The organism is Marinospirillum insulare DSM 21763 (assembly GCF_000686905.1).
In the GTDB taxonomy this organism is placed as follows: domain Bacteria; phylum Pseudomonadota; class Gammaproteobacteria; order Pseudomonadales; family Halomonadaceae; genus Marinospirillum; species Marinospirillum insulare.
Window position 1 is genome coordinate 1 of record NZ_JMLW01000051.1, and the last position, 8,379, is coordinate 8,379.

The 8,379-nt window shown below is 43.3% G+C and carries 11 protein-coding genes and 1 riboswitch; of the genes, 7 read left to right on the forward strand and 4 right to left on the reverse strand.

Features of this window, described 5'->3' with window-relative positions; genetic code table 11:
* Nucleotides 1–210, reverse strand: a 210-nt coding sequence (locus BP27_RS16370; protein ID WP_036240290.1) for a helix-turn-helix domain-containing protein, incomplete at its 3' end; no start/stop codon positions are given.
* A gap of 40 nt (nt 211–250) precedes the next feature.
* A complete protein-coding gene (locus BP27_RS16375; protein WP_051610580.1) occupies nt 251–1,192 on the reverse strand; it encodes a TonB-dependent receptor plug domain-containing protein in 942 nt (313 codons plus the stop codon).
* A 62-nt stretch (nt 1,193–1,254) separates the two neighbouring features.
* Nucleotides 1,255–1,516, reverse strand: a riboswitch (cobalamin riboswitch).
* Between the two features lie 44 nt (nt 1,517–1,560).
* Between BP27_RS16375 and BP27_RS0113090 the strand changes: the two genes are divergently transcribed.
* Genes BP27_RS0113090 through BP27_RS0113120 form a run of 7 tightly spaced genes read left to right on the forward strand, consistent with a single transcriptional unit; the run spans nt 1,561 to nt 7,057 of the window.
* Complete coding sequence (locus BP27_RS0113090) at nt 1,561–2,454, forward strand: cobalamin-binding protein (RefSeq protein ID WP_084324610.1); 894 nt, start codon at nt 1,561–1,563, stop codon at nt 2,452–2,454.
* The gene (locus tag BP27_RS0113095) at nt 2,454–3,428 is read left to right on the forward strand and encodes a FecCD family ABC transporter permease (protein WP_027851924.1); all 975 of its coding nucleotides are present in this window, start codon (nt 2,454–2,456) and stop codon (nt 3,426–3,428) included. The genes BP27_RS0113090 and BP27_RS0113095 overlap by 1 nt, the downstream gene beginning before the upstream one ends.
* 23 nt (nt 3,429–3,451) lie before the next feature.
* On the forward strand, nt 3,452–4,198 hold the full coding sequence (locus tag BP27_RS17655) for an ABC transporter ATP-binding protein (protein WP_483819033.1): 747 nt from the start codon (nt 3,452–3,454) through the stop codon (nt 4,196–4,198).
* Between the two features lie 18 nt (nt 4,199–4,216).
* Complete coding sequence (gene cobT, locus BP27_RS0113105; protein WP_027851926.1) at nt 4,217–5,275, forward strand: nicotinate-nucleotide--dimethylbenzimidazole phosphoribosyltransferase; 1,059 nt, start codon at nt 4,217–4,219, stop codon at nt 5,273–5,275.
* Nucleotides 5,276–5,278: 3 nt separating this feature from the next.
* Nucleotides 5,279–6,070 (forward strand): adenosylcobinamide-GDP ribazoletransferase, encoded by a 792-nt coding sequence (locus BP27_RS0113110; RefSeq protein ID WP_036240356.1) that lies wholly within the window; start codon nt 5,279–5,281, stop codon nt 6,068–6,070.
* Nucleotides 6,071–6,079: 9 nt separating this feature from the next.
* Entirely contained in the window at nt 6,080–6,622 is a 543-nt protein-coding gene (locus tag BP27_RS0113115) for a histidine phosphatase family protein (protein ID WP_027851928.1), read from the forward strand.
* Between the two features lie 12 nt (nt 6,623–6,634).
* Nucleotides 6,635–7,057 carry a response regulator gene (locus BP27_RS0113120; protein WP_084324611.1) on the forward strand — a complete coding sequence of 141 codons (423 nt, stop codon included), beginning with the start codon at nt 6,635–6,637 and terminating at the stop codon, nt 7,055–7,057.
* Nucleotides 7,058–7,129: 72 nt separating this feature from the next.
* Here the strand turns inward: BP27_RS0113120 and BP27_RS0113125 are convergent, their stop codons facing one another.
* Nucleotides 7,130–7,999 (reverse strand): hypothetical protein, encoded by an 870-nt coding sequence (locus BP27_RS0113125; RefSeq protein ID WP_027851930.1) that lies wholly within the window; start codon nt 7,997–7,999, stop codon nt 7,130–7,132.
* A 66-nt stretch (nt 8,000–8,065) separates the two neighbouring features.
* A partial coding sequence (locus tag BP27_RS0113130) for an IS30 family transposase (RefSeq protein ID WP_027851931.1) occupies nt 8,066–8,379 on the reverse strand: 314 nt, incomplete at its 5' end.

Here is an 8,379-nt window from a genome sequence, read left to right on the forward strand (position 1 = left end):
TTTTGAGCGTTGTTTGATCCTTTCTTCGGTAAATTCGTGAGCCTGTTTAGGCCGATATCCACGTTTGCCTGTATTACGTTTAAGCTCTCGACTAATGGTTGATTTGTGAACACCAAGCGTTTTAGCGATCTCAGTTTGGGTTAAATTGTTATCAAGCAGGGCAGATATTTGGTATCGTTGCTCTCTGGTGAGCTGTGTGTAGTGTCTCATGTTTGCTTCTCATTCTTGGTCGATTGAAAAGCATAAGATGCTACAGCAGCTTGCCATCCAATCCTAGTTTAATGAGTTGCACTTGAGAGTTGAATCCAGGAAGTGTGTTAGTTTCATATCTTTGCTGGGTATAGTTATTATCTAGGATATTACCGTCCCCATCTAGCCTTTTTTTATACTGTTTAGGGTTATCTTTAAATTCACTTTTAGTTAGGGGGCTACCATAAGCCACATCTAACTTTGAATGAGCAGCCCCAAGCCTTAACTCTACTTCATCAGTAGGAAACAACTGTAAACCTGCTTGTAGATTATTAGCAGTAGCCGTATCTTTTTGACCCATTGGGTCCTCTTCTCGGTAACCATCAAGACCATAAATCTCAGCGCCTAGGCTTAAAGCGTACTTTTCACCCACCACACCTAGATTGATATTACCTTGAGTGTGGCCATGACTGCCTTTAGATACCAAAAAACTACCACCATCTTTTTTGCGGGTAATAATATTTAAAGTACCCGCAGTAGCACCATCGCCTTGCGCAACAGAGCCACTGCCTTTAATAATTTCAATCCGCTCAATATTATGTAGGGGTATGCTACTCAAGAGCTGAGGTACACCATCAATATTATTCATGCGGCGACCATCTACGGTCACTACAATATTTTGATAGCCATCACCTATACCAAAGCCGCGCATATCTAATAGCTGTGAAAAAGGATTGCCATAGCTAGGCATTACATTCATAGAGGTATTGCGACCTAAAAAGTCATACAAGGTTGTTGCACCAGACTTTTGAATCTCTTCCCAGCTATAAATTTCTGTCGCATAGGGTGCTTCGGTATCTAACAGCTCAATACGGTTAGCAGTAACCGTGATTGGTTCTAGGCTGTTGATTTTGGTTTCTGCCAAAGCTTGGCTAATAGGTGTTAATACCAATAACCCAAGCGCGGCTGTGCTTAGCCACTTGGTTGAAGTGTGTTTTTTCATGAGTCTTTTCTGTCCTGCACGCCGCCCGCATGCAATAAGGGCTCGGTTCTTTGCCGAGTAGTTAATTGGAATTCTTCTAGGCCGGTCTCCGGGCTTATCTGTGGTTTAATGGCTAGCAATAAACAACTCACTTCAGCCTTCCCATGCTTTTTGCACAGTGGCTTGTTGAAGCGGGTTAGCTTCTTTACTTTATAAAGCTTGCCGAAGCTTCACATGAATTACCGTTGCGGGGGCAGCGCCAGAATTGCAAAGACTGATTAACAGCCTACTTTGCGCACTGGCTTCCCGAGAACCTCGAAGGCTGCCTATAATACACCTATACTAGTGGGTTTTCTAATCCCGACTTGTTAATACACCTAAGGCTTTTTATGCGGTTAAAAATCTCTTTACCCTTTGTTTTTTTGCTCTGGCTAGTAACTAATCTGGCTTATGCAGCCGTTGAAGTCACTGATGACTCAGGGCAGCTTGTTCACCTAGCTAAACCTGCCCAGCGCATTATTAGTCTTTCACCCCACTTAACTGAAAACCTGTTTGCCACAGGTGCTGGCGATTTAATTGTAGGCACAGTGGAATACAGCGACTACCCAGCTGCAGCTAAGCAAATTCCGCTAATCGGTGGCTATAACCAGCTAGATATTGAAGGCATTCTTGCCTTAGAACCGGATTTAATTCTTGCTTGGCATAGTGGCAACCCTTTAGCTCAGGTGGAACGCTTAGCTGGTTTAGGCATACCAGTTTATTACTCAGAGCCGCGCAGCTTGGCTGGCGTTAGCCATGAATTACGCCAACTGGGCCGTTTAACAGGGCGTGAAGCTACTGCTGAACAAGCAGCACAGGCCTTTGATGCAGGCGCAGAAAAACTTAAAAAGCGTTACGCCCAACAGCGTGAAGTAAGGGTGTTCTACCAAGTGTGGGAACAGCCCTTAATTACTTTAAATGGCGAACATCTAATTAGCGAAGGGTTAAGCCTTTGTGGTGGGGTGAATGTATTTGCCGACTTAAAGCAGCTAGTACCTGTCATTAGCCGTGAAGCTGTTTTAGAACAAGACCCTGAAGTGATTATGGGTGGGGGCATTAAAGAGGGTGAAGGTGAAAAAGATCCTGCCTGGTTAATTCACTGGCAAAAGTTCACTGCTATGCAGGCAGTTAAAGCCAATAAACTGTATTTTATACCGCCTTCCTTGGTGCAGCGCCCTACCCCCAGGTTTTTAGAAGGCACGCAAATAATGTGTGACAAGTTACAGCAGGCTAGAAACCACTAATGCCTTTTAAACTGCTGCCACGTTTATTGGTTTTATTCTGCCTAAGCCTGCTTATTTTAGTCTTAGGCTTATTGCTGGGTAGCGTTAATTTACCGCTTGAAGCCATAGTGTCGGTTTTATCTGGGCAAGGCGCTCCCCTGCATAAAATGCTGATTTTAGAATTACGTCTGCCGCGTGTATTAGCGGCTTTTGCTACAGGCGGTTTATTAGCAGTGGCTGGGGCGTTAATGCAGGTATTACTACGTAACCCCTTGGCAGACCCGTACATTTTAGGTTTATCGGGTGGTGCAGCAGTAGCCGCTTTGTTAACTATGCTGGCCGGTTTAGGCGTGTTTTGGGTGTCGAGCGCAGCTTTTACGGGTGCGTTGCTATCTACTTTTTTAGTGTTTGGTTTGGCTTATGGTAGCGGACAAAGCTCTGCAACGCGCTTGCTACTAACTGGAGTAGTGGTGGCTTCAGGCTGGGGCGCTTTAATTAGTTTTATACTGGCCACCAGCCAAGCCCAACAATTACCTGGCATGCTTTATTGGCTTATGGGTGATTTATCCCACGCGCCTAACCCACTGATTCCTTGGGTCGTATTGCTGGTGGTTTTATGTTTGCTAATTCCTTTAGGTCGAACTCTAAATGTATTAGCTAGGGGTGCTTTGCAAGCAGCGGCTTTAGGCGTGTCTGTTCAAAAGGTTGAACTGCTAATTTTTGGCTTGGCCGCCTTGTTAACCGCCATAGCCGTGACCCTAGCAGGCAGCATAGGTTTTGTGGGCTTAATTGTGCCGCATCTAATGCGTATGCTGTTTGGCTACGACCAACGCATTTTATTGCCTGCCAGTGCTTTAGCTGGTGGTAGTTTGTTAGTGCTAGCCGATACACTTGCCAGAATTATAATCGCCCCGCAGCAGCTACCTGTTGGCGTTATTACGGCAATGTTAGGTGTGCCAGTGTTTTTATTGTTGCTCTATCGGAGTAACCGCTGATGATGCAAACAGAAGATTTAATCATGCACCTTCCTGGTCGCCCTAAACTGGACGCTTTAAATTGGCAAATTCAAGCCGGGCAAAGCTGGGGCATTTTAGGGCCAAACGGTTCGGGTAAAACCACTCTCCTGCTAACCTTGGCTGGTTTAAAAGCACCACGCTCTGGGCAGATTTTATTAGCTGGGCAACCGATAACTGGCTATAAAACACAGCAACGCGCTCAAAAGCTAGGCTTAGTTTTTCAGCAGCAACAAGATGACTTCCCTGCCACGGTATTAGCCACAGCTTTAATGGGTCGGCATCCTTATTTGCGTAGCTGGCAAACCGAAAGCCAAGCCGATATAAGTTTGGCCCAGCAAGCCTTAGCACAAATGGAATTAACTGCATTAGCTAATCGCAGTATTCAAACCCTCTCTGGTGGTGAAAGGCAGCGTTTAGCCTTGGCAGTTTTATTAACTCAAAACCCAGATTTATTACTCTTAGATGAACCCACCAACCATTTAGACCTGCATCACCAAATGGCGGTACTAGAGTTAATTCACCAGCAAGTAAGCAAGGGTAAAAGTGCGGTGATGGCCTTGCACGACCTTAACCTTGCTGCTAGGTTCTGTAGCCATATTTTACTTCTCTACCCAGATGGCCAAGCCTGTTGGGGTGAAAAAAACAGCATGTTGCAACTGCCCGCTTTAGAAAAACTTTACCACCAGCGTTTAATCACCACCCAAGTAGAAGGGCAGCAGCTATTTTTCCCTTATTCGCCCCTTGTTTAATTCGGATAGTTTAAAACCATGTTTACTGCACGCCACCGCCTTGAATTACCTAGCCTACCTAAGCTGGCCAACCCTGAATTGGAAGCAGAGCTAAAAGGGCTTATCGACCAAAAAACTAAACCACTGCATGCTTTAGGGCGTTTAGAAGCCTTGGCTTTGCAGTTAGGCTTAATTTTAAATACCAGCAAGCCACAGATTATAGACCCACAAATTAGGGTGTTTGCTGCTGACCATGGTTTAACCGCTGAAGGCGTTTCTGCCTACCCTAAAGCCGTAACCCAGCAAATGGTGTTGAATTTTTTAGCCGGTGGTGCGGCCATTAATGTATTTGCTCGCCAGCATAATATCGCTTTAAAAGTGGTGGATGCCGGGGTGGATGGTGATTTTGAAGCCCACCCAGATTTAATTGCTTTAAAAGTCATGCGCGCTACTCGCAACAGCCTACAAACCGCTGCTATGAATGCTGATGAGTGCATTCAAGCCGTGGTCTGCGGTATGGGTTTGGTAAGAGAAGCCCCTGGCAACCTGCTAATTGTGGGTGAAATGGGCATAGGCAACACTTCTGCCGCTAGTCTATTACTAAGCAAACTGGGCAGCCTATCTATTGATTCTTGCGTTGGTCCCGGCACCGGACTAGAAGTTAACGGTATAAAGCATAAAACAGCCATTTTAACTCAGGTTTTACATAAGCACCGCAACCTTAAAAATCCCCTTGAAGTATTAGCTGCCATGGGTGGTTTAGAAATAGCCATGATGGTCGGCGCACTGCTACAAGCTGCTAGCCAAAGGCGTATTTTGTTAATCGATGGCTTTGTTGCTTCCAGTGCTTTGTTGGTAGCAGAAAAGCTACAACCCGGAGTAAAAGACTTTGCTGTGTTTAGTCATCATTCTGCTGAACCTGGGCATAGTCAATTACTTAAACTACTTGATGCCACCCCACTATTAGATTTACAAATGTGCTTGGGTGAAGGCACAGGTGCGGTGGTTGCCTACCCTTTACTAAAATCGGCGCTAGGCTTTTTAAATGAAATGGCTAGCTTTTCTAGTGCTGGCATAAGCAATAAAGATGCAGAATAAACCATGAAGCGCCTTATTAAGCGGTTAGGCATGGAAGCACGTTTACTGCTTGTTGCTATCCAATTTTTAACCCGCCTGCCCGTCCCTAGCTTAGCTAACTACCAAGCGAGTTGGTTACAACAAAGCGCCCGTTATTTGCCCTTAACAGGCTTACTAATAGGTAGCTTAACTGCTTTAGTCTTTGCCGGTTTATTCTGGTTAATTAACCCTTGGGTAGCAGCTATTGGTAGTACCGCTTTTAGTATTCGTTTAACTGGCGCTTTTCACGAAGATGGATTAGCTGATAGCTGTGATGGTTTGGGCGGCAGTTTTACCCGTGAAGGCGCGTTGCACATAATGAAAGATTCACGCCTAGGTACTTACGGCACTCTAGGTTTAGTGATGGGTTTGGCATTAAAAATTTCTTTATTAGCCAGTTTAAGCCTACCTTGGGCGCTAGTGGCTTTGGTTTTAGGGCATGGGTTTTCACGCTTGTTTAGTATTTTGTTGTTAACCTTTTTACCCTACGCTGGCGATCTAGAACACGCCAAAGCTAAACCCTTGGCACAAAGCTTAGGCAAACACCAAGCGGCTTTTGCCCTGCTCACCCTGCTACCTAGCTTGTATTTACCTTACTACCTCTTAGCTGAGGCTGCTTTGGCACCCCTGCTGTTGGCTTTTGGCTTAATGCTCTTAGCCACTGCCTATATGACTCGGCTTCTAAAAAGACGCTTAGGGGGCTTTACTGGTGATGGTTTAGGGGCAACGCAACAGTTATGTGAACTAGCTGGTTATTTGGCTTTGGCAATGTTTTAAGGAATTAGCATGACAGTCATTATTTGGCGCCACCCTAAACCCATCAATGCCGAGGGCATTTGCTTAGGGCATACCGATTTAGCCGTTGACCCGCGCCGCACCCGAAACCTAGCTTATAAGGTGCAAAAAGAAGCTAGGCGATTAAAGCTAACACCCGTACTGCATGTTAGCCCTTTGCAGCGTTCGCGTGGCGTAGGTGAGTTTTTAACTAAACACGGCTGGCAAATACAAGTTGATCCCCTTTTGGCAGAATTTAACTTTGGTGCTTGGGACGGTTTACCTTGGGAACAAATAGATACAAAAGAAATGGATGCTTGGGTTGAAAATTTTGCTGAATTTGCACCGGGTGGAGCAGAAAATTTACAGCAATTATTTAGCCGAGTAGAAGCTTGGTTAAACACGCCTAGTAACCAGCCGCGCTTGGTTATCGGTCATGCTGGGTGGATAAATGCTGCGCGCATTATTAGTGCTAAACAGCCCTTACCTACCTCTTCTAGGGATTGGCCTTCAAGTGTTAATTATGGTAGAAAGAGCATCTTAAATCTTGCTTAGCTGGCAAAGTAAATGCCAATCGAGGAATCTATGCCTGAAGCGTCTAAATCTGAAGCACCTGCATTACGATTTTTAGTAGTCGATGATGAGCCCTTGGTTCGTGAAATGCTTAACGACATTTTAATTGACTTAAACTATGACGTGGTTGGTCAAGCTAACGATGGCGCTTCTGCAATTGAAAAGGCAGCTCAGCTTAAGCCAGATGTCATTTGCCTTGATATCAACATGCCCGAAGTCAGCGGCCTAGATGCTTTAGCTAGTATTAAAACCAGCAATAAAGACATAGTGGTTATTATGGTCACTGCCAATAACGACACCAGTACTGTACAGCAAGCCATTCGTACCGGTGCCGATGGTTATATTTTAAAGCCCTTTAATGCCCAACAAATTGTTAAAGCGGTTGATAGAGCCCTAGCAAAACATAAAAGACTTTAGCCATTATTAATTAAATGGTTAATAAACTTAATATAATAGATAATTAAGTCTAAGCACTATATAAAATATACTTTATTGTGTAGTTATACCAAAAAGTTCAGCTGCAGTTGCATTGACAATCCACCCACCATTCGGATCGCAATATCTAGCTGTTCTTTCAAACGCTATCTTTGATGCCGAGCTAGATAACATAGCCTCATAATACTTCTTTAACTTGTTCATTTCGACAGGTCCTGAACAAATATAACCCTGTAGGTTTTTTATATAAGGAGCATGAAGTAGCAATCTACCACCATCCATTTTTCTGTAGTATCCACCAAGAAATGCTATTGCACACGAACTAGCACACAACTGATCTTGAACAACAAGTGTCGTGAAATGGTTGTCTCTTAATAGTTTACCTAAACGCATACCGTCACTAACATACCCACCAAAAGAGTTCAAAAAAATATTAGTAGATACATTATTCCCAGTCTTGCTTTTGCAGGTTTTAATTTTGGGGATTAGAGCTGTGAGAATATCAACTGCATCACTATCAATAACCCCATCAACTTCTATGAAATCACAACCATCCATTCTAGATTGCCTAACCCTTAATCCACCAGCTTTGATATCACGGATAACATTAACTTTATCTCTACTATAGCCAACGCTAGAACCTAGAATTTCATGTCTTAATTTAACCTTGACCTCATCTTTACAAATTTTTTTACCATATACAGCCCCATTCAAATACATTGAATTATTTATTGGAAATTTAAATTTAAACAATTCGCCATTATACTTATAAACACATGTTAGATAATAGGTTTTATCTATAGATTGTTTTTCAAAATAAGGTATTAAAGAAAAATGTTGTTTATGAAACCCAGCGACCACTTCTACACTATATGCATTAAAAGACGTCAAAACAACAAACAAAAATAAAATTAATCTTAACATTTAATGATCCATATCATACAAACTGTAAAGAGGCTGCTGCATGCAATTTAAACCGTCGACTTGGATTCAACTTGCTAGTGCAACAGCCTGTAATTCTTCAAACAATACTTCATTTGGTGTTTTCATTCCAAGTGTTTTCCTAGGTCGGTTATTTAAACGATGCATAATGAATTCAAAATGCTCATCATCTAAGTGCTTAAAGCATGAACCTTTGGGGCAGTATTGACGTATTAAGCCATTTGTATTTTCATTCAATCCACGTTGCCAAGAAGCATAAGGGTCTGCAAAGTAAAAGTCACAATTCAGTGCTTTTGCAATGGCTTGATGCTCAGCAAACTCTTTACCATTATCTGCCGTTAGAGTATGTACTAAACCAACAG

Coding starts and splice junctions, on each gene's coding strand:
- cobT (WP_027851926.1), top strand. CDS start 4,217: ATGTTTACTGCACGCCACCGCCTTGAATTACCTAGCCTACCTAAGCTG.
- BP27_RS0113090 (WP_084324610.1), top strand. CDS start 1,561: ATGCGGTTAAAAATCTCTTTACCCTTTGTTTTTTTGCTCTGGCTAGTA.
- BP27_RS0113115 (WP_027851928.1), top strand. CDS start 6,080: ATGACAGTCATTATTTGGCGCCACCCTAAACCCATCAATGCCGAGGGC.
- BP27_RS0113110 (WP_036240356.1), top strand. CDS start 5,279: ATGAAGCGCCTTATTAAGCGGTTAGGCATGGAAGCACGTTTACTGCTT.
- BP27_RS17655 (WP_483819033.1), top strand. CDS start 3,452: ATGCACCTTCCTGGTCGCCCTAAACTGGACGCTTTAAATTGGCAAATT.
- BP27_RS0113095 (WP_027851924.1), top strand. CDS start 2,454: ATGCCTTTTAAACTGCTGCCACGTTTATTGGTTTTATTCTGCCTAAGC.
- BP27_RS16375 (WP_051610580.1), bottom strand. CDS start 1,192: ATGAAAAAACACACTTCAACCAAGTGGCTAAGCACAGCCGCGCTTGGG.
- BP27_RS0113125 (WP_027851930.1), bottom strand. CDS start 7,999: ATGTTAAGATTAATTTTATTTTTGTTTGTTGTTTTGACGTCTTTTAAT.
- BP27_RS0113120 (WP_084324611.1), top strand. CDS start 6,635: ATGCCAATCGAGGAATCTATGCCTGAAGCGTCTAAATCTGAAGCACCT.